The sequence below is a fragment of the Bacteroides sp. AM10-21B genome, from assembly GCF_003472565.1.
Classification (GTDB): Bacteria; Bacteroidota; Bacteroidia; order Bacteroidales; family Bacteroidaceae; genus Bacteroides; species Bacteroides propionicigenes.
On record NZ_QRME01000006.1, the window covers coordinates 279,937 to 305,220 of the forward strand.

The 25,284-nt window shown below is 44.2% G+C and carries 24 protein-coding genes and 1 tRNA gene; 13 read left to right on the forward strand and 12 right to left on the reverse strand.

The genetic code is table 11. The features are described 5' to 3' along the window. The first annotated feature begins 22 nt into the window (after positions 1-22). The 6 genes from murG (at position 23) to DW121_RS10080 (ending at position 6,657) form a co-directional block, all read left to right on the forward strand. Positions 23-1,171, forward strand: a complete 1,149-nt coding sequence (gene murG, locus DW121_RS10055) for an undecaprenyldiphospho-muramoylpentapeptide beta-N-acetylglucosaminyltransferase (protein ID WP_117711675.1) — start codon at positions 23-25, stop codon at positions 1,169-1,171. Between the two features lie 7 nt (positions 1,172-1,178). Further along, complete coding sequence (locus DW121_RS10060; RefSeq protein ID WP_118323675.1) at positions 1,179-2,564, forward strand: UDP-N-acetylmuramate--L-alanine ligase; 1,386 nt, start codon at positions 1,179-1,181, stop codon at positions 2,562-2,564. Between the two features lie 29 nt (positions 2,565-2,593). Continuing rightward, positions 2,594-3,331 (forward strand): cell division protein FtsQ/DivIB, encoded by a 738-nt coding sequence (locus DW121_RS10065; protein ID WP_118323676.1) that lies wholly within the window; start codon positions 2,594-2,596, stop codon positions 3,329-3,331. Between the two features lie 54 nt (positions 3,332-3,385). Beyond that, positions 3,386-4,798 (forward strand): cell division protein FtsA, encoded by a 1,413-nt coding sequence (gene ftsA / locus DW121_RS10070; RefSeq protein WP_118323677.1) that lies wholly within the window; start codon positions 3,386-3,388, stop codon positions 4,796-4,798. A 20-nt stretch (positions 4,799-4,818) separates the two neighbouring features. Continuing rightward, a complete protein-coding gene (gene ftsZ / locus DW121_RS10075; RefSeq protein WP_118323678.1) occupies positions 4,819-6,132 on the forward strand; it encodes a cell division protein FtsZ in 1,314 nt (437 codons plus the stop codon). A 75-nt stretch (positions 6,133-6,207) separates the two neighbouring features. Beyond that, on the forward strand, positions 6,208-6,657 hold the full coding sequence (locus DW121_RS10080) for a GatB/YqeY domain-containing protein (RefSeq protein ID WP_117711680.1): 450 nt from the start codon (positions 6,208-6,210) through the stop codon (positions 6,655-6,657). 99 nt (positions 6,658-6,756) lie between these two features. Here the strand turns inward: DW121_RS10080 and recO are convergent, their stop codons facing one another. Next, positions 6,757-7,485, reverse strand: a complete 729-nt coding sequence (gene recO / locus DW121_RS10085) for a DNA repair protein RecO (protein WP_117711681.1) — start codon at positions 7,483-7,485, stop codon at positions 6,757-6,759. 284 nt (positions 7,486-7,769) lie between these two features. On the opposite strand from recO, the gene DW121_RS10090 reads away from it, so the two are divergent. The 3 genes from DW121_RS10090 to gyrB all read left to right on the forward strand — a co-directional run bounded on the left by DW121_RS10090 (position 7,770) and on the right by gyrB (position 10,301). Next, a tRNA-Glu gene (locus DW121_RS10090) sits at positions 7,770-7,841 on the forward strand. Positions 7,842-7,881: 40 nt separating this feature from the next. Beyond that, complete coding sequence (rpsT, locus tag DW121_RS10095) at positions 7,882-8,136, forward strand: 30S ribosomal protein S20 (protein ID WP_117711682.1); 255 nt, start codon at positions 7,882-7,884, stop codon at positions 8,134-8,136. Positions 8,137-8,339: 203 nt separating this feature from the next. Beyond that, positions 8,340-10,301 carry a DNA topoisomerase (ATP-hydrolyzing) subunit B gene (gyrB, locus tag DW121_RS10100; protein ID WP_117711683.1) on the forward strand — a complete coding sequence of 654 codons (1,962 nt, stop codon included), beginning with the start codon at positions 8,340-8,342 and terminating at the stop codon, positions 10,299-10,301. A 126-nt stretch (positions 10,302-10,427) separates the two neighbouring features. On the opposite strand, the gene DW121_RS10105 is transcribed toward gyrB, so the two are convergent. After that, a complete protein-coding gene (locus tag DW121_RS10105; RefSeq protein ID WP_117711684.1) occupies positions 10,428-11,009 on the reverse strand; it encodes a DUF3109 family protein in 582 nt (193 codons plus the stop codon). Between the two features lie 137 nt (positions 11,010-11,146). After that, positions 11,147-12,661, reverse strand: coding sequence for a 2,3-bisphosphoglycerate-independent phosphoglycerate mutase (gene gpmI / locus DW121_RS10110; RefSeq protein ID WP_118323679.1), 1,515 nt, complete (start codon positions 12,659-12,661; stop codon positions 11,147-11,149). Between the two features lie 103 nt (positions 12,662-12,764). Between gpmI and DW121_RS10115 the strand changes: the two genes are divergently transcribed. Together DW121_RS10115 and DW121_RS10120 are read left to right on the forward strand one after the other, a co-directional pair. Then, the gene (locus tag DW121_RS10115; RefSeq protein ID WP_118323680.1) at positions 12,765-13,070 is read left to right on the forward strand and encodes a hypothetical protein; all 306 of its coding nucleotides are present in this window, start codon (positions 12,765-12,767) and stop codon (positions 13,068-13,070) included. Between the two features lie 198 nt (positions 13,071-13,268). Next, complete coding sequence (locus tag DW121_RS10120) at positions 13,269-14,195, forward strand: magnesium transporter CorA family protein (RefSeq protein WP_117711711.1); 927 nt, start codon at positions 13,269-13,271, stop codon at positions 14,193-14,195. A gap of 27 nt (positions 14,196-14,222) precedes the next feature. Here DW121_RS10120 and DW121_RS10125 read toward each other — a convergent pair whose 3' ends face one another. From DW121_RS10125 to DW121_RS10160, 8 genes are all read right to left on the reverse strand, one after another. Next, positions 14,223-15,887, reverse strand: coding sequence for a hypothetical protein (locus DW121_RS10125; RefSeq protein WP_118323681.1), 1,665 nt, complete (start codon positions 15,885-15,887; stop codon positions 14,223-14,225). An 82-nt stretch (positions 15,888-15,969) separates the two neighbouring features. Beyond that, positions 15,970-16,599, reverse strand: a complete 630-nt coding sequence (locus DW121_RS10130) for a hypothetical protein (protein ID WP_117711712.1) — start codon at positions 16,597-16,599, stop codon at positions 15,970-15,972. Positions 16,600-16,640: 41 nt separating this feature from the next. Continuing rightward, positions 16,641-17,948, reverse strand: coding sequence for a plethodontid receptivity factor PRF (locus tag DW121_RS10135; protein WP_117711713.1), 1,308 nt, complete (start codon positions 17,946-17,948; stop codon positions 16,641-16,643). Between the two features lie 14 nt (positions 17,949-17,962). Next, entirely contained in the window at positions 17,963-19,126 is a 1,164-nt protein-coding gene (locus DW121_RS10140; protein ID WP_118323682.1) for a hypothetical protein, read from the reverse strand. Between the two features lie 75 nt (positions 19,127-19,201). Then, positions 19,202-20,110, reverse strand: coding sequence for a DUF6175 family protein (locus DW121_RS10145; protein WP_233514891.1), 909 nt, complete (start codon positions 20,108-20,110; stop codon positions 19,202-19,204). A gap of 23 nt (positions 20,111-20,133) precedes the next feature. Further along, the gene (locus DW121_RS10150) at positions 20,134-20,610 is read right to left on the reverse strand and encodes a hypothetical protein (RefSeq protein ID WP_118323683.1); all 477 of its coding nucleotides are present in this window, start codon (positions 20,608-20,610) and stop codon (positions 20,134-20,136) included. Between the two features lie 3 nt (positions 20,611-20,613). Beyond that, on the reverse strand, positions 20,614-21,501 hold the full coding sequence (locus DW121_RS10155; RefSeq protein WP_118323684.1) for a hypothetical protein: 888 nt from the start codon (positions 21,499-21,501) through the stop codon (positions 20,614-20,616). 24 nt (positions 21,502-21,525) lie between these two features. Then, positions 21,526-22,224 (reverse strand): hypothetical protein, encoded by a 699-nt coding sequence (locus DW121_RS10160; RefSeq protein ID WP_117711690.1) that lies wholly within the window; start codon positions 22,222-22,224, stop codon positions 21,526-21,528. 245 nt (positions 22,225-22,469) lie between these two features. Here DW121_RS10160 and DW121_RS10165 point away from each other — a divergent pair, with 245 nt between their 5' ends. After that, positions 22,470-22,853 carry a helix-turn-helix domain-containing protein gene (locus DW121_RS10165; protein WP_117713284.1) on the forward strand — a complete coding sequence of 128 codons (384 nt, stop codon included), beginning with the start codon at positions 22,470-22,472 and terminating at the stop codon, positions 22,851-22,853. Positions 22,854-22,856: 3 nt separating this feature from the next. On the opposite strand, the gene DW121_RS10170 is transcribed toward DW121_RS10165, so the two are convergent. Then, on the reverse strand, positions 22,857-23,462 hold the full coding sequence (locus tag DW121_RS10170) for a ribonuclease HII (RefSeq protein WP_118323685.1): 606 nt from the start codon (positions 23,460-23,462) through the stop codon (positions 22,857-22,859). A gap of 96 nt (positions 23,463-23,558) precedes the next feature. On the opposite strand from DW121_RS10170, the gene DW121_RS10175 reads away from it, so the two are divergent. Further along, positions 23,559-25,178, forward strand: a complete 1,620-nt coding sequence (locus DW121_RS10175) for a tetratricopeptide repeat protein (protein ID WP_118323686.1) — start codon at positions 23,559-23,561, stop codon at positions 25,176-25,178. Positions 25,179-25,284 lie beyond the last annotated feature (106 nt).

The following is a 25,284-nucleotide window of genomic DNA, read 5'->3' on the forward strand; positions in this document are numbered from 1 at the left end:
TAGCAAGTAGATAAACTTAGATATGGAAACAAAGAATAACAAGCCGCGCATTATTATCAGCGGTGGCGGCACAGGCGGACATATTTTCCCGGCTGTATCCATCGCCAACGCAATTAAGGAGTTGTGTCCCGATGCGGAAATCCTGTTTGTAGGCGCAGAAGGGCGTATGGAAATGCAGCGTGTACCCGATGCCGGCTACAAGATTATCGGTCTGCCTGTAGCGGGATTTGATCGCAAGCATTTGTGGAAGAACTTTGCCGTATTGGTAAAACTGGCGCGCAGCCAATGGAAGGCGCGCAGAATCATCAAACAATTCCGTCCGCAAGTGGCAGTAGGCGTAGGCGGTTATGCCAGTGGTCCTACCCTGAAAACGGCAGGAATGATGGGAGTTCCAACCTTAATACAAGAGCAAAACTCTTATGCAGGTGTCACCAACAAGCTACTTGCCAAGAAAGCCTGTAAGATATGCGTTGCCTACGAAGGTATGGAAAAGTTCTTTCCTGCAGAGAAAATTATCATGACCGGCAACCCGGTCCGTCAAAATCTGTTCGGACATTCCATTTCGCACGAAGAAGCCGTACGCTATTTCAGTTTGGACCCGTCCAAAAAGACTATTCTGATATTGGGCGGCAGTCTTGGGGCGCGAACCATTAACCGGACTTTAACCGCAGGGCTTGACATCATTCGGCAGAACCCCGACATACAGTTCATTTGGCAAACCGGTAAAATATACATCGACCAAGTAAGAGCCGCCATCACCACAGCAACCGGTGAAGCCGTGCATCATCCTCATATCAACGCCATTCCTAATCTGTATGTAACAGATTTCATCAAAGACATGGCGAATGCCTATGCGGCAGCCGATTTGGTAATCTCCCGCGCCGGTGCAGGTTCCATCTCTGAATTCTGCCTGCTGCGCAAGCCTGTAATCCTTGTTCCATCGCCCAATGTGGCGGAAGACCACCAGACCATGAATGCGCTGGCGCTCGTCGATAAAGACGCCGCTATCTATGTAAAGGATGCGGAAGCCCAAGAAAAACTTCTGCCCGTAGCACTGGCAACCGTAAAAGACAGTAGTAAGCTGAAAGAATTGAGTAACAATATCGCCAAATTGGCACTACCCGGCTCGGCAACAATCATTGCCAAAGAGGTACTGAAACTTATAAAATGACAAGGACATGAATATAGAAACTATAAAATCCGTTTATTTCGTCGGCGCCGGCGGCATTGGCATGAGCGCACTGATACGCTATTTCCTTTCCAAAGGCAAATTCGTAGCAGGGTATGACCGCACACCAAGCGCGCTGACCGGGCATCTGATTGCAGAAGGTGCACAAATACATTATGAGGAAAACGTCGCCCTCATTCCGGAGAATTGTAAGGAGAAAGAAAGCACTCTGGTTGTGTACACCCCTGCCATTCCTCAAGAACACGCTGAGTTGACATACTTCCATGAAAACGGCTTTGAGATACATAAACGTTCCCAAGTACTGGGTACAATCACCCGCAGCAGCAAGGGACTGTGCGTTGCCGGCACTCATGGAAAGACCACTACGAGTACAATGGCCGCACACCTATTCCATCAGTCGCATATAGGCTGTACCGCTTTTCTCGGCGGTATTTCCAAAAACTACGGAACAAACCTGCTTTTGTCGCAAACCAGCCCGTACACTGTAATTGAAGCGGACGAATTCGACCGTTCCTTTCACTGGCTCTCTCCCTATATGAGCGTCATCACCGCCACAGACCCCGACCATTTGGATATATACGGTACACGCGAAGCTTACCTTGAAAGTTTCCGCCACTACACCACCCTTATCCAACCGGGAGGCGCATTGATTATCCGTAAAGGCCTTGCCTTGCAGCCGGAGGTACAACCGGGAGTAAAGATATACACCTACTCTCGCAACGAAGGAGACTTCCATGCAGAGAATATCCGCATCGGCAATGGTGAAATCTTCATAGACTTCGTTGCGCCGGACACCCGCATCAATGACATCCGGCTCGGTGTGCCCATCGGCATCAACATAGAAAACGGCGTGGCTGCCATGGCGCTTGCCCACCTGAACGGGGTCACCGATGAGGAAATCAAACAAGGAATGGCAAGTTTCCGCGGAGTAGACCGCCGCTTTGACTTCAAGATTAAAACAGACAAGCTCGTATTCCTCAGCGACTACGCCCATCATCCTGCCGAAATCGCACAAAGCGTAACGTCCATCCGCGAACTCTACAAGGACAAGAAGATAACCGCTATCTTCCAGCCGCACCTTTATACCCGCACCAAGAATTTCTACAAAGAGTTTGCAGACAGTCTTTCTCTATTGGACGAGGTGATTCTGACAGAAATCTATCCTGCCCGCGAGCAACCCATTCCCGGTGTCAGCAGCCGGCTCATTTATGACAACCTGCGCCCAGGTATCGAAAAGTGCATTTGTAAGAAAGAAGATATTCTGAACCTGCTTTCGGAGAAACCTATCGAAGTGCTGATAGTGTTGGGAGCCGGCGACTTGGATAACTATGTGCCTTCCATAACCCAATTGCTTGAACAGAGAGCAAACAGTTAATAATAAATCGTGAAACAGTAAATAAGCCTATGATTAAACGGATTTTACTCTCCATCGTCCTGCTGCTTGTCCTCGCCTATCTGGTAGTAGCCGTTACCGCTTTCAACCGAAAGCCGGCCGGTCAGGTGTGCCGCGATGTAGAGTTGGTCATCAAGGATACGGTATACGCCGGTTTCATCACGAAAAAGGAAGTAGCCGCCATGCTGGAGAAGAAAGGCATCAGCCCCATAGGCAAAAACTTGGATCGTATCCGCACCAAGACTTTAGAACAGGTACTCTCCAAGCATCCGCTTATCGACGAAGTGGAATGTTACAAGACACCAAGCGGCAAACTCTGTATCGAAGTAAGCCAACGCATTCCAATCCTGCGGATAATGAGTGCCAATGGCGATAACTACTATCTGGACAACAAAGGCACAGTGATGCCGCCTGATGCAAAGTGCGTTGCACACCTCGCCATTGTAACCGGAAACGTAGAAAAGTCGTTTGCCATGAGGGATTTATATAAGTTTGGTGTATTTTTGCAAAAGAATTCGTTCTGGGATGCACAAATCGAACAGATCCATGTATTACCGGGCAAAAACATAGAGTTAGTACCGCGTGTAGGCGACCATATCATCTACCTCGGCAAATTAGATGGTTTCGAACAAAAACTGAAACGAGTAAAGACATTCTACGAAAAAGGCTTAAACAAAGTAGGCTGGAACAAATATTCCCGCATCAGTGTTGAATTCGGTAACCAGATTATCTGCACGAAAAGAGAATAGTTTCCGTGTAGCAAATAGTAGACAGTAAATAGTAAAATAGTAAATAAAATAGTTATGGCAACAACAGATTTCATCGCCGCTATTGAGTTGAGTTCTTCCAAGATTTCCGGTATCACAGGAAAGAAGAACAGTGACGGAAGTATTCAGGTGTTGGCTTATGCACGTGAAGACGCCTCCTCGTTCATTCACAAGGGTGTCATCTACAACATAGATAAGACAGCGCAGGCATTGACTTCCATCACCAACAAACTGGAAAGCCAGCTTAACAACTCCATTGCCAAAGTATATGTAGGCATCGGCGGACAATCATTGCGCACAGTAAAAAATGCGGTAAGTCGTACACTGGAAGAGGAAGGCATCATCTCACAAGAGCTGGTAGACTCTATCTGCGACGAGAACCTTGAAGTGCCGTTGGCAGACATGAGTGTACTGGATGTTGCCCCTCAAGAATATAAGATAGACAATAACCTCCAAGCCGACCCGGTAGGAGTGGCAGGGCAGCATATCACAGGACAATTCCTCAATATCGTAGCCCGCGCTTCACTCAAGAAGAATCTGGAACACAGTTTTGAGCAGGCAAAGGTAGAGATAGCCGACCTTCTCATCGCCCCGATAGCGTTGGCAAATGCCGTTTTAACGGAAAATGAAATGCGCTCGGGCTGTGCGTTGGTGGATTTTGGCGCCGATACAACTACTATTTCAGTTTATAAGAACAACATTCTCCGCTACCTGAGTGTATTGCCTTTGGGCGGAAACACCATCACCCGTGACATCACCTCATTGCAAATGGAGGAACAAGATGCCGAAAAACTGAAATTGCAATACGGCAACGCCCTTTACGAAGAAGAGGAAGATAGCGAAACTCCCGCCGTATGTACGCTGGACGACGGACGCACTATCGAACAGGCCACACTGAATAACATCATCGAAGCCCGTGCCGAAGAAATCCTTGCCAACGTATGGAACCAGTTACAACTCTCCGGCTATGAAGACAAGCTGTTCTCCGGAGTAGTATTCACCGGTGGCGGCGCAAACCTGAAGAACATTGAAGAAGCTTTCCGCAAGCACAGCAAAATAGAGAAGATAAAAACAATGCGCTTTGTCCATAATACGATTCACGGCTTCAGTGACGTGCTGACCAAAGACGGTATGCAGAATACATTGCTCGGCCTTCTTGCCGCAGGCAATGAAAATTGCTGCCTGCAAGAGGTAAAGCCTGCACAACCTGCCGGTAATCCCACGCCCAAACCGGTAGATATGTTCGGCAATGACGAAGCCCTGAAAGAACAGGAAGCCGCAGCCCGTGCCGCCAAAGCTCAACGCGAGAAAGAGGAAAAGGAGCGCAGAGAGAAAGAACGTAGAGACCGGGAGAAGAAAGATAAAGAGAAGAAGAAAGGTCCCAGCTGGTTTGAAAAAACCTTCAACAAACTCTCCAACGAGATATTCTCAGATGACGATATGAAATAATTCAAAAAAACTATATAATCATGGATGATATAGCACAATTCGATTTTCCGACCGATTCACCAAAGATTATTAAAGTTATCGGTGTAGGTGGTGGTGGCGGTAATGCCGTAAACCATATGTATCGGGAAGGCATACATGATGTTGCTTTCGTCGTTTGCAATACCGACCGCAAAGCATTGGAAGAATCTCCGGTTCCGGTCAAACTGCAACTGGGGCACGAAGGATTGGGAGCCGGAAACCGCCCCAAGAAAGCGAAAGAAGCAACTGAAGAAAGCATTAACGAAGTGCAAGGTATGCTGAATGACGGTACGAAAATGGTATTCATCACCGCCGGCATGGGTGGCGGCACTGGTACCGGCGCAGCCCCTACCATTGCCCGGATTGCCAAAGATATGGATATACTGACCGTCGGCATCGTCACTATTCCTTTCCGCTGGGAGGGGGATAAAAAGATAGATCAGGCACTGGACGGTGTAGAAGAAATCAGCAAACATGTAGATGCGCTGCTTGTCATCAACAACGAGAAGCTGGGCGAGATTTATCCGGACCTCTCCGTTACCAGTGCATTTGCCAAAGCAAATGACACATTGCTGATTGCCGCCAAGAGCATTGCCGAAATCATCACTATGCGAGGCATCATTAATCTCGACTTCAACGATGTAAAAACAGTTATGAAGGACGGCGGGGTAGCTATCATGAGTACCGGTTACGGCGAAGGCGAAAGCCGCGTCAGCGAAGCCATCAAAAATGCACAGCACTCTCCGCTACTCAATAACAATGACATCTTCAACTCCAAGAAAGTATTGCTCAATATTTCCTACAGTCCCGACCATGAACTGATGATGAGCGAAATGGATGAAGTAAAGGAATTTATGAACCGTTTCAACCGTGACTTCGAAACCAAATTCGGTATGGCCGAAGATCCGGAACTGGGACAAAGCGTCAAGATTACCTTACTTGCCACCGGCTTCGGCATTCAGGATATTCATATGAAAGAAATGGATGAACGCATCACTCAGCGTACTGCAGAAGAGCAAAAACGCCTTGCCGAACTGGAAGAGGAAGAAGAACAGAGACGCTCACGCCGCGAAACATACTACGGAAAGGATGCCAATGCCAAGTACCAACGTCTGCGCCGCCGGCATATTTATATTTTCAACCCCGAAGATATGGACAATACTGACATCATCAGCATGGTAGAGAACTCTCCCACCTACCTGCGCGATAAAAGTACACTGGCTACAATTAAAATCAAGGCGGAGGAAGCCGGAATGCTCGCTACCGAAGAAGCCCAAGATACCGAAAACGGTAATGGCAACGTAATTACTTTCTAAACTGCCGACGCGACGGTTCGAAAACTTCGACCGGAGATAGCAAATTGCAAATAATAAAACTATAAATATAATAAGATGGATTTATTTGAAAAAGTCAGCGAAGACATTAAAACCGCAATGAAGGCTAAAGATAAAGTAGCCCTGGAAACTTTGAGAAACGTAAAGAAAGTATTCCTTGAAGCAAAGACAGCTCCGGGAGCCAATGATACCCTGACCGATACCGACGCCCTGAAAATCATTCAGAAGCTGACCAAACAAGGCAAAGATGCCGCCGAAATTTATGTACAACAAGGACGTCAGGACCTTGCCGATGCAGAACTGGCACAAGTGAAAGTCATGGAAGCATATCTGCCCAAACAGATGTCTCCCGAAGAACTGGAAGCTGCCCTGAAAACAATCATTGCCGAAGTAGGCGCTACCGGTGGCAAAGACATGGGCAAGGTAATGGGCGTAGCCAGCAAGAAACTTGCCGGACTTGCCGAAGGACGTGCCATTTCAGCCAAAGTAAAAGAACTGTTGGGATAAGAGTTCCTCCGTTCCCAATATAAGTAGAGCCATATCACTCGCCCGCAATCATTTGTTTATAGTTTTTCTACACCATAAACAAATGATTGCGGGCGAAACTCAATCAAACAACTCTTTCAGAACCTCCAAAGACTTCAATACGGGAAAATCGGGCAGATGCAAACGGTAATACTCATTCATTATTGTCAGACAGCGGGCACGTTCGGTGCGGCTCATGGCAAAGAGATGCATCGTTTCGTAATTCATGCGCATCAACCCCGTCAGGCGAGATGCCTCCTCCGGGCCTATGTAGCCAGAGTGTAGTTGCGGGCGCAACGGGGTAAAACAAGCATTCTGCAAATCAAAGAAATCACCGCTGCGGTAATCTTCCAAATTAGGATATAATCCGAGGAAACGGGACAAACGCATCAAAAAGACCAAATGAAAATTGGCAAAACCGCTGCCGCACTCATCCAACCAAATAATGGAATGCTGCAAATAAGCGAACAGAGGACGGTTTTCCGCTTCTTCACGCAAAGCACGATATAGGAACTCGGACAAAAACAAAGCGATAGCAGACTTATAAGGGTCATAAGGAATGGAAGTAAAAGGATAAAGCGATTTCGCTTCTTTTACTTTATATATAGCAGTATTCGGCCGAAAATCCGCTTCCAGCTCCACCAAGGACAAAGGTTGGAACAATACCGACTTCACCGCCGCCTTGCGCGAACGGGATACCGGAACCAAAAAAGAAGCCCGTCCGGATACCTCTGTATAGATGTCCACTATAATAGAAGTATCCTTATACTTTAAAGAATGCAATACGATTCCCTGTGTTTTCTGTAACATTTCCGTCCTTTGTCAAGTTTCAATCCTGCAAACAAAGCTACAAAAAAAGCATGAAACCACAGAATTTAAAGAAGAGGAATAAAAAAACGAGGTAAAAGAATAAAAAATACAATACATATATACACCTGATTATCAGTAGATAAAATCCAAGAACAAAGGAATCACCTGAGAAATGCTATAAAATTTTCATCAGAAATGTTTGCCAATTCAAAAATAGTTTCTACCTTTGCAACCGCAAACGAAAGGAAAAGCGGATGCAAGAGCGGAAACGCTCACCAAAGGATGGCCCGTTCGTCTATCGGTTAGGACGCAAGATTTTCATTCTTGAAAGGGGGGTTCGATTCCCCCACGGGCTACAATTAAAAGAATAAACGAATTAAAAAAAGATTAGTCGAGATGGCAAATCACAAATCATCACTGAAGAGAATCAGACAAGAAGAGACAAGAAGACTTCACAACAGATATTATGGTAAGACCATGAGAAACGCTGTTCGCAAGCTTCGCGCTACTACAGATAAAGCTGAAGCAACAGCTATGTATCCTGGTATCACCAAGATGTTGGATAAGTTGGCTAAGACTAACATAATCCACAAGAACAAAGCGAACAACTTGAAGTCTAAGTTGGCGGTTTACATCAACAAGCTCGGTTAAGCTGATAAGTAAAAAAGATATGAGAGGCTGGACTTTTTAGTCCGGCCTTTTCTGCATTCACATCATTCCTGCACCACATTCTCAAAGCAAGTCCTCACGATGCTAAAAAGCTGTAAACGACCCAAATTTATCAGAGCACAGGCATGATATATCAAGGATTTTCACTATTTTTGCTTTGTTATTACAATAAGAGAAATTAGATTATGACTGAAGAAGAAAAGATAAACGGCGAAAACAATTACTCGGCCAGTAACATCCAAGTTTTGGAAGGTTTGGAGGCCGTACGTAAACGTCCCGCCATGTATATCGGCGACATTAGTATCAAGGGACTTCATCACTTGGTTTACGAGGTTGTAGACAACTCTATTGACGAAGCGCTCGCCGGTTATTGCGACCACATCGAGGTTACCATTAACGAAGACAACTCTATCACCGTACAAGATAACGGACGCGGTATTCCGGTAGACTTTCACGAAAAAGAACAGAAATCAGCTCTCGAAGTTGTTATGACTGTGCTGCACGCCGGTGGTAAGTTCGACAAGGGCTCTTATAAAGTATCCGGTGGTCTGCACGGTGTCGGCGTATCTTGTGTGAACGCATTGTCCACGCACATGACTACCCAAGTTTTCCGTAACGGAAAAGTCTATCAGCAAGAATACGAATGCGGACATCCGCTTTATTCGGTAAAGGAAGTCGGCACTACCGAGATTACAGGTACGCGCCAACAATTCTGGCCGGATGATACAATCTTTACCGAAACGGTCTACAATTATGATATTCTGGCAACTCGTATGCGCGAGTTGGCTTATCTGAATGCCGGAATCAAAATCACGCTGACCGACCTTCGCGTAAAAGAAGAAGACGGAAGTTACAAGCAAGAAATTTTCTATTCCGTAGAGGGCTTGAAGGAGTTTGTACGCTACATCGATTCTTCCCGCGAGCATCTGGTGAACGATGTCATCTACATCAACACCGAAAAGCAAGGTACACCGGTAGAAGTAGCCATCATGTACAACACTTCCTACAACGAGAACATCCATTCTTATGTAAATAATATCAATACCATTGAAGGAGGTACTCACTTGGCAGGTTTCCGCCGTGCGCTGACCCGTACATTAAAGAAATATGCCGAGGACAACAAGATGCTGGAAAAGGCAAAAGTAGAGATATCCGGTGATGACTTCCGCGAAGGTCTGACCGCCGTTATTTCTATCAAAGTGGCCGAACCGCAGTTTGAAGGGCAGACCAAAACCAAGCTCGGCAACAACGAGGTTATGGGAGCCGTAGACCAAGCCGTGGGCGAAGCGCTCTCCTACTATCTGGAAGAGCACCCCAAAGAGTCCAAGGTAATTGTAGACAAGGTGATATTGGCAGCACAAGCACGTGTGGCAGCACGCAAGGCACGTGAATCCGTACAGCGCAAGTCGCCGATGTCAGGCGGCGGTATGCCGGGCAAACTAGCCGACTGTTCCAGCAAAGACCCGGAAGAATGCGAATTGTTCCTCGTCGAGGGTGACTCTGCAGGCGGTTCTGCCAAACAAGGACGTAACCGCGCTTTCCAAGCTATCCTGCCGCTTCGCGGTAAGATTTTGAATGTGGAGAAAGCCATGTGGCACAAAGCATTCGAAAGCGACGAAGTAAACAACATCATCCAAGCCTTGGGTATCCGCTTCGGTGTAGACAGCGAAGACAGCAAAGAAGCCAACATAGACAAGCTGCGTTATAAGAAAGTAATCATCATGACCGATGCCGATGTCGATGGTTCTCACATCGACACACTGATTATGACGCTCTTCTTCCGCTATTTCCCGCAGGTAATACAGCAAGGTTACTTGTATATTGCCACTCCCCCGCTCTACCTTTGCACCAAGGGCAAAGTAAAAGAGTATTGCTGGACAGACCAGCAACGCCAGAAGTTTATCGACACTTACGGCGGCGGTTCGGAAAATGCAATCCATACCCAACGCTACAAAGGTTTGGGTGAAATGAACCCGGAACAGCTGTGGGAAACAACCATGAATCCGGAAAACCGTATGCTGAAACAAGTACATCTTGAAAATGCCGCCGAAGCCGACTACACGTTCTCCATGCTGATGGGTGAAGACGTAGGTCCGCGCCGCGATTTCATTGAAAAGAATGCAACGTATGCAAATATCGATGCATAAAAGGACAGTGATTAATGATTAGCATTTAGTCATTAATCACCGAATAACGTTTTTATTTACCAACCTCACATCTTACAACGAAGAAGCTCCGGACGGACAGGAAATACCTGTTGACCGGAGCTTTTCTTATATCATTCCTTGCTTTTTCATTTCCTCAGCCGCCACTTCCAGTTCGGCATACCAGTCTTCACCGAATTTGCGTATCAGAGGCTCTTTCAGAAACTTATATACAGGGACATCCTCTTTCTGTCCTAATAACACCGCTGCCTTGCAGACATCCCAGCGATGGTAGTTCACCGCTTTATAAGGGCCGTAATCGCCTATACGAATAGGATAAAGATGGCAGGAAACAGGTTTGTAGAAGTCCGTTTTGCCTTCTCTGTACGCTTTCTCTATGGCGCAATAGCAACAGCCTTTCTCATCATAGCAAGTAAATACACAATCCTTATTATTAACGATAGAGGTTACCAAATCGCCCTCTTCATCCGTGTACACCACACCCTGCGCATCTATCACAGCCCGTGCTTCCGAAGAAAGCTCATTCCAAATCGCGGGAAGCACTTCTTCAAGTTTCTCCACTTCTTCCAATTCCACCGGAGCACCGGCATCCCCTTCAATACAACATTCGCCCTTACAAGCTTCAAGGTTGCAAAGGAATTTCTCACGCAACACATCGAAGCTGACTACTATATCACCAATCTGTAACATTGTTTTAAATTAAAAAATTAAAGGCCCAAAGCCATATTACAAACGAAATAAGGCGCAGAGTACGCGGGAACATATACGGAGTAAGCACCGTGTAACCCGTGTAATCTGCGCCTAAATTATCTAATCCGGCCTCTTAATTACTTTATCAAGTCTTTACCCGTCATTTCAGCCGGTTGCTTCATACCCAGAATATGCAGGATAGAAGGAGCCACATCCGCCAACACACCGTTTTCCACCTTAGCGTCCTTGTTTGCCGTTACATAAACAAACGGAACAGGATTCAAAGAGTGAGCCGTATTCGGAGTGCCATCCTCGTTCAGAGCATGGTCGGCATTACCGTGGTCGGCAATGATGATTACCTCATAATCGTTGGCTTTGGCAGCTTCTACCGTATCTTTCACACATTCGTCGATAGCTTTTACGGCTTTCTCAATGGCTTCGTAGATGCCGGTGTGACCAACCATGTCACCATTTGCATAATTCACTACGATGAAATCGAACTTCTTCGTATTGATAGCCTCAACCAATTTGTCTTTTACTTCGTAAGCGCTCATTTCCGGCTTCAGGTCATAGGTAGCAACCTTGGGAGACGGAACAAGGATACGTTCTTCGGCATCGTACGGAGTTTCGCGACCGCCGTTGAAGAAGAATGTAACGTGAGCATACTTCTCCGTTTCGGCAATGTGAAGCTGGGTCTTGTCATTGGCAGCGAGGTATTCGCCTAATGTATTCTGTACATTTTCCTTATCAAAGAGAACATGAACACCCTTGAAAGAAGCATCATACGGAGTCATGCAGTAATACTGCAAGTTAGGGATGGTATGCATTCCCTGTTCCGGCATATCTTGTTGGGTCAGAACGATAGTCAACTCCTTGGCACGGTCGTTACGGTAGTTGAAGAAGATTACAACATCACCCTCCTTGATAGTGCCGTCGCAGTTGGCATTCACAATCGGTTTGATGAATTCATCGGTTACACCTTCGTCATAAGACTCTTGCATAGCCTGCACCATATCGGAAGCAGCCTTGCCTTCACCGTTTACCAACAGGTCATAAGCCACTTTCACACGCTCCCAACGTTTGTCACGGTCCATAGCGTAGAAACGGCCCACGATAGAGGCAATCTTGCCTGCCGACTTCTCGCAATGCGCTGTCAGTTGTTCGATGAAACCTTTACCGCTCTTCGGGTCGGTATCACGGCCGTCCATGAAGCAATGGATAAATGTATTTTCGATGCCATATTCCTTTGAAATATCGCAGAGTTTGAACAAGTGGTCGAAAGAACTGTGCACACCACCGTTACTGGTCAGTCCCATAAAGTGGACACTCTTTCCGTGTTCTTTAGCGTAAGAGAAAGCAGAAACGATTTCCTTGTTCTTCAAGATACTGCCGTCGGCACAAGCGCGGTTAATCTTTACCAAGTCCTGATATACGATACGTCCTGCACCGATATTGAGGTGGCCTACTTCCGAGTTACCCATCTGTCCGTCGGGCAATCCGACATTCTCACCGCTTGCCTGCAACTCAGAGTGCGGATAAGTAGCCAACAGACTATCCCAATAGGGAGTAGGCGTGTTGAAAATCACATCATCTTTGCCTTGATCGCCGACACCCCAGCCATCAAGAATCATTAAAAGGGCTTTCTTACTCATAATTATTATTGTTTTAATTGTACAATCTCTTTCTCACATAGAAAACACTGCGGAGGTACCATTTGTTTTTCCGCGCACAAAGGTACGAAATAGCAACCAAACTATGTTACTTCAAAAAGTAAAAATAACATTTATAGAGGGCAAACCCGGCACACTCCCCAGGGCGGCTCCCTCCCGCCCCTGTATAAAAGATGCTTATACATACTGCCAAAAGCCGTGCTCCTTCATGCAAAAGCCTACAACACTTCGTGCATTATCCCGTTTTCCAGCTGCGGGCTGTACGGTTGCCAGCTGCGGGCTCTGCGGTTGCCAACTGCGGGACGAAGAAATACATGGAGCATCACAGCATTTCATACAAGGCACCGGGGCATTTCACACAAGGGAAAACAGCATTTACCACGAAGGCTAAATAACAAGAAATACTAAAAAAGCAGTACAAAGACATGAAGTAAGGTTTGATTTTCATACTTTTGCAGAACTTTCCATCATAATCAATTAAAATTATGGACGATTCAAACCCACGAACGTGCAATAGTGTTTACAATTAAAGCGAGCGGAGACGTTGGTCGCAATGCCTCTGTTCGGACTAAAGAAAGGAGGCAAAACAATGAGAAAGTATCTCTACAGCGAAAACGGCTTCGTAGAAAAGGCCGAGTGGAAACCTAACTGCTGGGTAAATGTAGAATGCCCGGACGACAGCGATTTCCAATTCCTTACCCAAGAACTGAAAGTTCCCGAATCATTCCTTGAAGACATTGCCGATACGGACGAGCGCCCTCGTACGGAAACGGAAGGCAACTGGTTGCTCACCATTCTGCGTATTCCCATGCAGAGCAGCCAACATGGTATTCCGTTTATCACAGTACCCATCGGAATCATCACCAATAACGACATCATTGTTTCCGTATGCTATCACCACACCGAACTGATACCGGACTTCATACAGCACACCCGTCGCAAAGGCATTGTTGTCAACAATAAGCTGACTCTGATTTTACGTATTATCTATTCCTCAGCCGTATGGTTCCTGAAATACCTGAAACAAATCAATAACGATGTGGCCACCGCCGAAAAGGAACTGGAGAAGAGTATCCGTAACGAGGACCTCCTTCAATTGATGAAGTTGCAAAAAACGCTCGTATACTTCAACACTTCCATCCGAGGAAACGAGGTTATGATAGGACGGCTGAAGAATATCTTCCAAGATACAGACTACCTTGACATGGAGCTGCTGGAAGACGTCGTGATAGAACTGAAGCAGGCCTATAATACGGTAAACATCTACAGCGACATCCTTACGGGAACAATGGATGCCTTTGCTTCCATCATATCCAACAACGTGAACGCTATCATGAAACGTATGACGAGCCTGTCCATCACACTGATGATACCCACCTTGATAGCCAGTTTCTATGGCATGAATGTGGACATACATCTGGAAAGTTTCCCACATGCGTTTGTGCTCATCATCTTGTTGTCCGCAATACTGTCGGCTATAACTTTCATCTGGTTCAGAAAAATAAAGTGGTTCTGAAAAGAACCACTTTAATATCTTCAAGACTTAGTATCTCAAGACCTTTGCCGCTACGGTCTTAAACTTCGGCATTGTCATGCCGATGGAGGCTCCGATATAAGTAGGGTCACATACCGTATACTTCTGCCCGTTTACCATGACATAATCTCCACTGACGTTTCCTTTGAAACGAACGGCCGTGGCTATATGGTTGGGATAGTCCAGCAACACCACATCAAGTCCCAGCAACTTCCTTACCAGGTAAGAAAACAACATGGAACGGTCTTCGCAATCGGAATAAGGGTAATAGAAAAGCTCTTCGACAAAAAACGGCTTTTCATACCCAAACTGCTCGTCGTCCGTCTGATACTGAAACGCGGTCTGCACAAAGTTTATAAGGATATTTGCCGCATCAGCTTCACTCTTGCCCTGTATCAAAGGAGATAAAGAAGAAATGAGCCGGCTCTCGACAGCACTGTTGACCGTAGCATTGAAATAAACACTGTAATCACACTGAGGATAGCTTTTATAAAAATCGGCAAGGGCTTTGGGAACCTCCACCGTAACTTTGGCGGCGCTTCCCCGTGCCTGACGAGTGGCAGTGGCCACTGTACCCGAAAAGTTAGGAGCTGCATTCAGACGCATACCCACAAGATTCTTAGCTTTCGGAGAATCCTTCGGGCACATATAGAATTGGCACTGCGTATTATCACCACTCATATTGTAATAATTGCGCCCCTCCAATGTGATATAAGGATGCGCATAGATGTTACAATCCGTAGCCACAAAGAGCATCATCTTATTTCCCGTGGCCTTTCGCGCCATACGAGCCTTATATCCCATCTCATTCAGCAGAAACTGCTGCATGACGATACTTTCATCAGTTGTACTGCAATAAGCATCGGATATCTGCCGTATCAGCGTGAACATCCCCCAGTCATTCAGCCGTAAATCCTTCTTTATCTGCGCACAGTCAGCCACCAACGGTTGGTAATTGGATCTGCATAATGCTTCGTAAGCGTCAGCAATGGCGTTCTCATTCAGTCCGCTCAAGCGGCACTTGCCACTCAGTGCGTTGCTCAGATAGAAAGATTCACCGGCATAAGTTATCTTGCTACGTCCTGTTTGGGCGGTGTACAACGGAGAAGTCTTAGGCGGTGTGGCGACAGGTGTCTCCGGTTTTACTGCGGGCTGCGGAATGACGGGAGAAGGAACAACCGGTTCCGGCTCAACGACCTCAACCACCGGTTTCTTCTCGGGCTGTACTGACGGTTTATCAGGCAACTTCTCTTCGATAATAATGACCTTGGGGTCTTTTTTCTTCTTGACAATTACTTCAGGTTTGTCAAAAGTGATTTTATCTACGTCATCCAGCTGTATCACCGGCTTTTGCTTGCCTTCGGAAGTAGTCATGTCCAGTATCTCCTCAATCGTAAGACATACCGGCGCTGCATCCTTGGGCGTAACCTTTTCATCATAGACGACCGGTTTCACAGGTTCGGGCTTCACCCGCTTCACCACAGGCTTCTTTGCCTCAAACTCTTTCCAGGGATTACGCATGAAGTCTATGAATTCTTTATCGGCATCGCTCATAAACTTATCGAAATCCGCTATCTCCTCTTTCATAAAGTCAGATATGCCTCCCTTGTTTTCTTGAGCCATTCCTGCCAAAGAGAGGAAAAGCCCCGCAATAAAAACTCCTGTTTTCTTCATGGTCGCATACTTTTAAATAATTTAAAAAAGGTTGTACCCGGAGCCGTTCGGCACAAGGACAACCTTTATAGATTTATCCGGATTAGTATTCCTCTACCGGTTCGCCAATAAATTCTTCCACCTTCTGTGACAAGTCTCCCAAAGCAGCATTTTTCTTGGCTTCCAATGCAGCCGCTTCTCTGGCCTTCTTTGCCTGAGCCTCATCAATGGACATATAAACGTTAAATTCTTTGCTTCCGTCTTTATTCTCTTTCACCAAAACAAGGTGTTGCTTCACCAGCCCGGCAATCTTTGTATTCACCGCAGCCTGATAGGCAGCTCCAAACTTATCAATCTCTTCTTCCGGAGCATCGGTTGCGGAGGAGGAAAGCAGACTCTTCATTTTACCCACTACCTGTGCCTTAGCGCGAGAAGCATAGCTGGTAATACCGTTCATTATGGCGTTCTCTCTGCCAATCTTCACATTCTTACCAATTGCAATACCCACCATCTCAATACGGTTTTCGGGGTCTTCTTCCAGATAAGTACGATATTTAGAGAAAGCATATTCCAATGTAGAAGAACTTGCCAAAGGCTTCCATCCTTCCTTCTTCAGCTCTTTCACTCTCTTCTTGACATCTTTCTTCAGAGCTTTGGATTGTGCATCGACAGTTGCCACGCATCCGAAAAGTATAGCGCAGACAAGCGCAAAAAATGCAAAACTTCTTTTCATAATCATTCTAATTTAACAGTTAATACTATGACTTTACTTCTTTATTCCCAATTCGTTATATAAGGCAAAGAGAGCTGACTGCGTTCTACAGCGCCTGTCAACGGATTGACAAATGTAATGGAACCCTTAGCAAAGGAGAAAGCTGAGTTTTTCTTCTCTTTTGCGGTAAATTCACCCTCAGCCAATGCCTTTATCTGAACGATTCCCTTGGTCTTGTACACTCCGTCAATATCATCAAAAATGATAGGAGTGGAAATTTCCGGAATATGGAGTTCCAGTGATTTCAGTCCGAAAGGAGTACCGCCACGGTTGTTGAGCGTGAGGCGGATATTGATATTGAACAATTTCCTGTTGGCAGACACTACGGAATCGGCAGTGAGAATAAGTTTTCCTTCGGGCACTACTGAAAAGGATACGCCGCTTGCTCCCGATTCATTCAAGAAAGCTTGGTGCTGTATGCGCTTTCCATTGATGACGAATGTAATGTTCAATACATTCTCCTCCTCAGGCAGACAGTCTTCCGCATTATAAGAAATAACAAACCTACCGTCATCAGGACGGGCACTGAGCTGGCCGGCACAGTTAGAAGTTACTTTCGGGGTGGCAGACACCTTTACCGGATTGCCTTCAAGCAATACTTGGCATTGGTATTTCCCGTTATCAAGAAAAGTGCCGGTAACGGAAATCGCTTTATACAATTCATTATACTGGCTGATTAGGCCTTTTACTTGACTCAAACGCACCTCATCAAAAAAGTACTCGGACAAAGTATTCAATGCTAAAACAGCCTGATTGATTTCGTCTACTGACTCTATCGAATGCAATTTCTGTTCCAAAGCCTTGTATTGAGCTACTTTCTCAGCATCCAACGCTTCAAACTCCGCCACCAACTTACGCTGCTCCGCCTGCGAGAACGGATACTTCACCGAATAGTTATAGTGTTCCTTTTTCGTAGACTTATCCTGTACTTTCTCCCAATAGATTTCTTCCACATTAGAAAGAGAAATGCCTTTCAAAAAAGGAAGGTTCGCCGATTTAATCTTGGATATTTGCTTAAAAGCATCCGAAGACTCAATCTCTCCATTTGTATTCACCTCCGAAAGGATATTCTCTTTAGAGACAGAAACGTTACTCGCAACAGCCTGAATGATACGCTCCGTAATTTCCTGCAAGACTTTCGACTGCCCGTCTGCCAAAGAACTTGCTGTAACAGAAACTATCAGATAATCATCCACAGCCGTATTCATCCACCCCGGAACTTTCTTGGCACTTTTCTCTATTACTTTAGTCTGGGCATTTATCCCAACTGCCAGTAACAAGGCACAAACCACCCACATCAATCGTTTCATAAGCATCTTGTTTTTTATTGCCATTGGATAGGCAGATTACGGATGTATACCTGAGTATCTGCAATCTTCAGTTCCACATAAGAGAAACTGGAAAATCTATCAAAAACTTTCGTTATATAAAACTCACGACGAAGCTTTACGCGAGGAGGCATCTTCATCCAATTTCCATTCTGAATCTCAAAATTCTTGCACTCCGCGCCGCTATCGGTCACAGCCGAATTTATTCGCAGATACTCCTCCGTATTGCGATTAGTATCCAAATTGGTCATCTCAACCAAGATTGTAATACGTTGTTGAGCAGCGTTACCGTAGCACTTCAGTACGTTAAGTTGCAGTCTGTTGGTGGAAAAGGTTATTTCACAGTCCGCCTTCGGCGTTTCCCTGACAACCGGTTTCTCAACAACCACAGGTTTCTCAACTACTTTTTCTACAACAACCGGTTTTTCTACTACCTTCTCAACGACTACCGGCTTCTCCACTATCTTTTCAACTTCCACAATCTTTTCCACCTCAACAGGTTTTTCAATAACTTTTTGTATAATCACCGTATCGGGTTGTGCATCGGGAACATACTGTGCGAGTTCTGTCTGGAGTACAGCCGCCTGCTCATAGCAAGGCACACTCTCCGAAATCGCAGAGAGATAGCTTAAAGCCTCCGCATATTTTTTCAAACCGTAAAGACTTTGGGCTTTCTGAAGTATAGTTGCACAATTAGCCGCATAATAATCCTGTATCTTCTGACGAGCTATACGGATGAAGCGGGTATAAACCGGATCGGTAGAACGGATACCGGTAATCATTGCTTTATAAGGGTCGGCTCCTTCCGCCGCCTGTCCGGAAATCTGCACGACAGCACTGTGATACAAGCTGCCGTCTACTTTGTTTTTAGCCACTAAGGTCAGTTCTCCTTTCACAAGAGTGGCATTGCGCATCAGCCCCGTAGTAGATTGTTTGTCCACAATATCTATTGTAGGTTCTATTACAAAGACATTATAATCATTTGATGCACCTGCACTATTACGGGTAATGATTTGCTTCAATTTATTTTGCAGCAGCTCCTGCGATGCGTCGGACAAATCGCCCGCTTCCGCCAAAGGCTGAACAGAAAAATTAATTGTCTGACCCCAAAGCTGAACAGTGCAGAAAGCTGTCGCCAATAGAAATAAAAATTTCCTCATGTCTATTATTATTAAAAGACCGATACCCAGCTGTGTATTTACTCAGACCAACACGCACCGAATATCCGCCTTAGGTTATTCTCTTGAATTCTGAATCAAAAGCTGGATATACTGTCCGGAAGCTGCTTTTGAACTTGCTGTATAACCTTTGCTTTTCAACAAGCCGGAAATGAATCTTCTCATTTTACCGACTTCCGAACTTATGGAACGCGGTCTTCCGGTTTCAGGGTCATACACAGGTACACGCATAAAGACGTTCAGACTATTACCACCCCAACGCACTTCTCCATTACCTTTAAAAGCATTGTTGAGCACCCATTCATCAAGTTCCTCACTCAAAGTCATGTCTTGTGTACCTACCACATCGTTCTCCATGTCAAACTCGCAGTTTTCGTCTACATTGAGCGTTACATTCACTTCACGTCCGTTATTCACCATATCGCGAAAAGCAAGTTTCAGCTGATTGAAGAAATTTTCTGTAATTCCTTCCAAAGCATACTCCGTCAACTCTTTCTTCGATGCCCGAAAACGATCGCTCACAACACTGGCATTAGCCAATGAGAACCCCGTTTCTCTCTCTTTGGCTTCCAGCAGAAGGGTGACATTTGAGGCTCCCCCGTCAAAATCTTCTTTGCTAATCTTTACGGTTACGTATATGTCCGCTCTTGCACCATCCACATAGGCTTGCAGACCGGTAGACTTGGCATTCAAGGCAGAAGCTGCATAAGAGCGATTCTGTACTCTCTGAAATTCGGTCATAAAATCAATCGTATTAAAACTGCGCAGATTGAACTGCTCTTTTATTTTAGAAAGAGCCAGTGGCACAGCCTCATCATTCAGAACTGCCTCTTTAATACGATCATTCTCTCCATCACCCGGTTCTACAAAAGGTACAACTATCACACTCGGATTTCTTGCCGAATTGCCTTGTGCAAAAAGATAAAGAGGCAAAAACATACTCAAAAAGAAAATTAATCTTTTCATAATCATCATCTTATATTAATGATTCAAAAACCAAATGAATCAAAATTCATACTCGCAATTCTATTCTTCAGGACAAAATAGTTGACCGTTATATCAAACGGTTTCTTCTTGACCTTTTCTCCTTTCACTTTATCCAGCTTACCCAACGGCTTTACCGAACTTATGCAATCCTTATACTCTTTATTCTCAAAGAAAGCGAGCAGTTTACCCTGACTCTTCGATTCCGCTTCCGATTCGGTCATTGAAATAACAGCCGGATAATCTTTGGAAAAGCCGGAATACAACAGTGCACGTATTACGCGTACTTCCGCATCTTCCTGTGCCAAAGCATCATTTTTACCATAACCCAACGTACGAAGCACCAGTGTGGCATCTCCTGCACGTCCTTTCACTTCCATTAAATTTACCGAGCCGCCATAATTCACAGGTTTTACCTTTTGAGCAAAAGCCCCTGTAAAGAACAGCAAACAGAACAAAGAAAAAATTAATACCTTTTTCATAAGTTAACGAGATTTTAAAAGTAACAATCTGCATTGCAGAAAACTATTAGCATCCAAAGTGGGTATCGCCTCTATAATACGGTCTTTACCTTCGGAGAAAGAGATGGCGGATGTTGAAGCACGCAAATCTTGCACTTTTACCACACCAACAACCTCACTTTCTCGCTCCCCTCCATTATACTTTACCAAGGAGACTTGAAATTGATCACCTTTTCTGATATTCAGATTTTCACCGCAAGTAACTATATATTCATCTCCTTCGTAGTCAAGAAGCCCGTATATAGGGATGTTATTCAGAAAAAAATCAGTAAGAGGCTCCGTCAATGTAGCCAAAGCTTCCTGACACGCAGCGTCTCTATTGGGACGGATTGCCGTTTTCTTTATATCGCTGATGAACTCACGAGAAATTAAAGCGGCGGCAGTAGAATCGCGTGCATCTCCTATGCTCACTTTCAAGCGAAGCACACAAGAATAACCTGCTCCACCCGCCCTGCGCGTAAACTGGCAACTATTGATGTCACAGGAAAGAGTGTAGTCATTCTGCTGGGCAGAAACGTATTCTATTCTTTCTGCTTTAGACATCTTCATAAACAATTTCTCTTCTGCATCCCGTGTAAGGGCTTGCAGCGCCTTCTCATCCGATATTTCAAAACGTCCGCAGGCTTTCGCAACTTCATCCAACTTGGCGCGTACATTTCCTTCATAAATACGAATCAAATCCATAGGCTTGGTATTACCTTTGGCTTCCTGTTCTTTAGCAATATTAACTAAAGTCCCATCGGTTACTTTTATATCAACCAAACGCAGTGTCATTGCGTTTTTGCCCTTACTCTGAGCAAAACCGTTCAGAGCAAGGGCAACCATTACAAACAATAAATATATCCTTTTCATAATCTATCTTTATCCGCTTCGCTATTATTCGGTTGCAACTTCTTGCCCCTCATTAGCTTTCTTATACTTCAACTTCTCTGTATTACTTTTAATATTCCGTATGGTTAAGGGAAGAATATCTCCTGCGATTTTAATGTATTTTCCTACTTTCTTCACTTGCTTGCCCAAAGTCAAAGCTTTCAAAGGGTCACCCGTCAAAGCGGCAATAGCACTGACACCCTCGGCTGTCAGAGAAACGGTACTGGCAGTAGCTGTCGTTGCATCCAATAAAGCTAAGCTGTATACTTTCAGGGCATCATTCTTGGCAATAGGCTCATTAGTCAACTTATTCTTGGCATTCCAAATGGTATCATTCACACCCATTTCCTCATCAAAATAGGGTTCAGGAACCATTTCAATAAAACCGATATTCTGCTCAATGGAAACCAACAAGGCAAACAGTTCGTTAGAATGTACAAAGAAAGTGTCTACTTCTGCAATACCGACATTAGCTTCAATAGGCTCCCATTCTTTCAAGAATGCTTCATAATCAGCACGGCGTTCAGCATCTTTAGCCTGCTTCTTTGCTGCCTTTTTAAGTTTAGCTTCTTTCTTGGCATTCTCTTTTTCTTGTTTGGCCGCCTCTTTTTCTTGTCTTGCTTTTTCCTTTTCTGTCAGTTCCTGAGCATAAACAGTAGTACTTAAGACAAAAATACCCAATAGAATAAATAAATACTTTTTCATAACCTGTAATCGTTAATGTGAAGCAGAGGTAATATCTCTGTTTCGGGTTTATAATAAATGTGTAAATCTCTCTCCAGTTAAAACATTATTAACTTACTCAACAGTGATATCGCATCACATTAACCGGTTTGACATAAATGTTTTTCATTGTTCACAAAGATAAGTAGGTTTTAACATTGATTATATCCACAGATTTTATTATATTTACCCGATAAACAAGCAACACTCCCCAAAACATTATCAGTATGGAAAAAAAACTGAAGAAAATTGCAGGTCAACAACTACAGCTATTGCGTCTGGAAAGGAACTTAACCCAAGAGCAGATGGGCGAGAAACTAAATCTGTCTACAAGTGCTTATTGCAAAATTGAATATGGAGAGACTGATTTAACGCTTACACGATTATATAAAATAGCACAAGCATTAGACATATCTTTTATGGATTTATTGGCACGCATTGATAAGTACACAGATACCGATTCTTATTATAAGAAAAATAATTCTGCCAATAATGTTCTAAATAATAATGATCCTGAAAGTTACAATACCCTTTATGAACTGGTCAAGGCTAATTGCAGGACGATTGATTTACTATGCAAAAGAATTGAACAGTTGGAGCAGAGAAAATGACGACTATTTGAAGTCCAGTTCCAACTGTCCATCACCCAGCAGATTAAAGGTCATACGATGATACGGAGTAGTCCCCCGTTCGGCAATAGCTGCACGATGTTTTTTTGTGGGATATCCCTTATTATGCTCCCAATCGTAATAAGGAAATTCTTCATGTAGACGATTCATATAATCATCACGATAAGTCTTGGCAAGAATGGAAGCTGCCGCAATAGAAAGATATTTGCCATCACCTTTCACTACAGTAGTGTGTGGAATATCCCGGTATTTCTTGAAGCGGTTACCGTCTATAAGCAAATGTTGCGGACATAATTTTAACCGGTCTACAGCGCGATGCATTGCAAGAAAAGAAGCGTTCAGGATATTTATCTTGTCTATTTCTTCAGGCGAAACAACTCCCACCGCCCAAGCCAACGCTTCTTTCTCAATGACTTCACGCAAAGCGTACCGTTGTTTTTCAGTCAGTTGCTTAGAATCATTCAGCAAGTCATTCTTAAAATCCGTAGGCAGAATAACGGCGGCAGCATAAACAGCACCTGCAAGACAGCCACGTCCGGCCTCATCACAGCCGGCTTCTATCATATCTTTATTTAAGTAAGGTAATAGCATATATCACTATATTAGAGCGCACAAAGATAAATCTTTTCATAAGCAAACGAGGCTTTTAAACAAAAATAATTAAATTTGCAGAAAGAAGAAACCCTTATGAAAAAATACTATATCTTTTTCTTTATCTACCTTTTACCCAACATACTTCTACAGGCCCAAGACTTAGAGAAAGCACTGGAATTTATCGAACAAGCACAGAAGGACCTATTCAGTACTCCAAAACAAGCCTCATACTATGCAGGGCAGGCAGTAAACTTATTCCCGGAAAATGAGCCTAATGAGATACGCGCACAAGCCATGTTGCTTCAAAGTCAAGCAGAACAGCTGTTAGGAAACTTTGATATGAGTATCAAAAATCTATATGATACAGAAAAATACATCACACCCTCGAACAAACTACAAAATGCACAACTCTACTCACTCATGGGCCGAGTATACAGCAAATTGGGTGATTACAACAAAGCGATTGAATTAAACGACAAAGCCACTTCTATTTTCAAAGTATTGGGAGATTCAATCTCCATAGCCGAATGTTATAATGAACGGGGTGTCATGCATTATCTCCTTAATGAATTTTTGATTGCCGAAAGATTCTTTCAGCGCGCTTTAATAATCAACCGTGCCCAACGCAATCTAAAAGGTATTGCTACAAATCTAAGTAATCTTTGTCTGTATCAAGGTAATACCGACGAAAAGCTGAAACTCATACATGAAGCCATTACCATCAACAAAAATTTAGATTCCCAATGGTCCTTAGGCGAAAACTATAATAATATGGGTAAGCAATATTACTTTGGAGAGCAATATTCCAAAGCATTGGAAGCTTTAGAAAAAGCCTATGAATATGCTCATAGCATCGGTGCACGTGAACTGATTTGTGACAACTATGAATACTCATCTTGGGTATATGCCGCCATTGGTAACTATAACCAAGCTTTCAAATGCTTAAGCCAAATGTCCGCTTTAAGTAAAAAACTCCAAAGCAGCAATAAACTGCGCAATATTGAACAGGAAATCTCTTACAAAAGGTATCAAGACCAAAAATATGCTACCGAGATACAGGAACAAATCTACAAGATAGAACTCCTAAAACGAAATCTATGGCTTCTGAGTTGCATATTCATTCTTGGAATAGCTTCCTGCATTTTTCTATATAAATGGTATAAGCGCAAAAAGAACCTACAATTGGTAGAAGCCCGATACCAACTTCAACTATCCGAACGGGAAGTTGCCGAACTGAAACTACACCAACAAGAATTGGAACTACAAAATGTACAGAGTGCCTTGCAGGCAAGCCGGCAGGAAGCTACAAGTTTTGCCGTATTCCTGAAAAGCCGCAATGAACTGCTGGACAAGATACGCGAAATGATAAAAGAAGGATATAAAATGGATTCTCAAGCCATTGTTCCGCATCTTAAGAAAATCAATTCATTTATCAAACAATATCAAAATGGCGATAAAACCAACACTTCTTTATTAATTAATATCGAAGATAAGAATAATGAATTCTTGCAGAAGCTCATTACCCTACACCCCAAATTAACGCAAGGAGAAAAATATCTTGCTACCCTGTTAAGAGTTAACCTTTCCACCAAAGAAGTAGCTATGCTGACGGGCACTACTCCTAAAACCATCAACATGAACCGTTATCGCTTACGTAAATCTTTAAACTTATCTTCCGAAGAGGACTTGACAGACTATCTGCAGAATATATGAGATTATTTCATTGAGACAACGAAGAGACGAACTATCTTCATTACCGTCCCTGTTCACCACATTCAATTCATTGAACTTTAATATATACTATAAAGCAATATTCTAT

Excerpts from the sequence above, each read along its gene's own strand:
- DW121_RS10105 (WP_117711684.1), bottom strand. The coding sequence starts at position 11,009 with ATGTTACAGATTGGTGATATAGTAGTCAGCTTCGATGTGTTGCGTGAG.
- gpmI (WP_118323679.1), bottom strand. The coding sequence starts at position 12,661 with ATGAGTAAGAAAGCCCTTTTAATGATTCTTGATGGCTGGGGTGTCGGC.
- DW121_RS10140 (WP_118323682.1), bottom strand. The coding sequence starts at position 19,126 with ATGAGGAAATTTTTATTTCTATTGGCGACAGCTTTCTGCACTGTTCAG.
- murG (WP_117711675.1), top strand. The coding sequence starts at position 23 with ATGGAAACAAAGAATAACAAGCCGCGCATTATTATCAGCGGTGGCGGC.
- recO (WP_117711681.1), bottom strand. The coding sequence starts at position 7,485 with ATGTTACAGAAAACACAGGGAATCGTATTGCATTCTTTAAAGTATAAG.
- DW121_RS10115 (WP_118323680.1), top strand. The coding sequence starts at position 12,765 with ATGTTACTTCAAAAAGTAAAAATAACATTTATAGAGGGCAAACCCGGC.
- DW121_RS10160 (WP_117711690.1), bottom strand. The coding sequence starts at position 22,224 with ATGAAAAAGTATTTATTTATTCTATTGGGTATTTTTGTCTTAAGTACT.
- gyrB (WP_117711683.1), top strand. The coding sequence starts at position 8,340 with ATGACTGAAGAAGAAAAGATAAACGGCGAAAACAATTACTCGGCCAGT.
- rpsT (WP_117711682.1), top strand. The coding sequence starts at position 7,882 with ATGGCAAATCACAAATCATCACTGAAGAGAATCAGACAAGAAGAGACA.
- DW121_RS10175 (WP_118323686.1), top strand. The coding sequence starts at position 23,559 with ATGAAAAAATACTATATCTTTTTCTTTATCTACCTTTTACCCAACATA.
- DW121_RS10145 (WP_233514891.1), bottom strand. The coding sequence starts at position 20,110 with ATGAAAAGATTAATTTTCTTTTTGAGTATGTTTTTGCCTCTTTATCTT.
- DW121_RS10065 (WP_118323676.1), top strand. The coding sequence starts at position 2,594 with ATGATTAAACGGATTTTACTCTCCATCGTCCTGCTGCTTGTCCTCGCC.
- DW121_RS10120 (WP_117711711.1), top strand. The coding sequence starts at position 13,269 with ATGAGAAAGTATCTCTACAGCGAAAACGGCTTCGTAGAAAAGGCCGAG.
- DW121_RS10150 (WP_118323683.1), bottom strand. The coding sequence starts at position 20,610 with ATGAAAAAGGTATTAATTTTTTCTTTGTTCTGTTTGCTGTTCTTTACA.
- DW121_RS10080 (WP_117711680.1), top strand. The coding sequence starts at position 6,208 with ATGGATTTATTTGAAAAAGTCAGCGAAGACATTAAAACCGCAATGAAG.
- DW121_RS10170 (WP_118323685.1), bottom strand. The coding sequence starts at position 23,462 with ATGCTATTACCTTACTTAAATAAAGATATGATAGAAGCCGGCTGTGAT.
- DW121_RS10135 (WP_117711713.1), bottom strand. The coding sequence starts at position 17,948 with ATGAAACGATTGATGTGGGTGGTTTGTGCCTTGTTACTGGCAGTTGGG.
- ftsA (WP_118323677.1), top strand. The coding sequence starts at position 3,386 with ATGGCAACAACAGATTTCATCGCCGCTATTGAGTTGAGTTCTTCCAAG.
- DW121_RS10060 (WP_118323675.1), top strand. The coding sequence starts at position 1,179 with ATGAATATAGAAACTATAAAATCCGTTTATTTCGTCGGCGCCGGCGGC.
- DW121_RS10125 (WP_118323681.1), bottom strand. The coding sequence starts at position 15,887 with ATGAAGAAAACAGGAGTTTTTATTGCGGGGCTTTTCCTCTCTTTGGCA.
- DW121_RS10165 (WP_117713284.1), top strand. The coding sequence starts at position 22,470 with ATGGAAAAAAAACTGAAGAAAATTGCAGGTCAACAACTACAGCTATTG.
- DW121_RS10130 (WP_117711712.1), bottom strand. The coding sequence starts at position 16,599 with ATGAAAAGAAGTTTTGCATTTTTTGCGCTTGTCTGCGCTATACTTTTC.
- ftsZ (WP_118323678.1), top strand. The coding sequence starts at position 4,819 with ATGGATGATATAGCACAATTCGATTTTCCGACCGATTCACCAAAGATT.
- DW121_RS10155 (WP_118323684.1), bottom strand. The coding sequence starts at position 21,501 with ATGAAAAGGATATATTTATTGTTTGTAATGGTTGCCCTTGCTCTGAAC.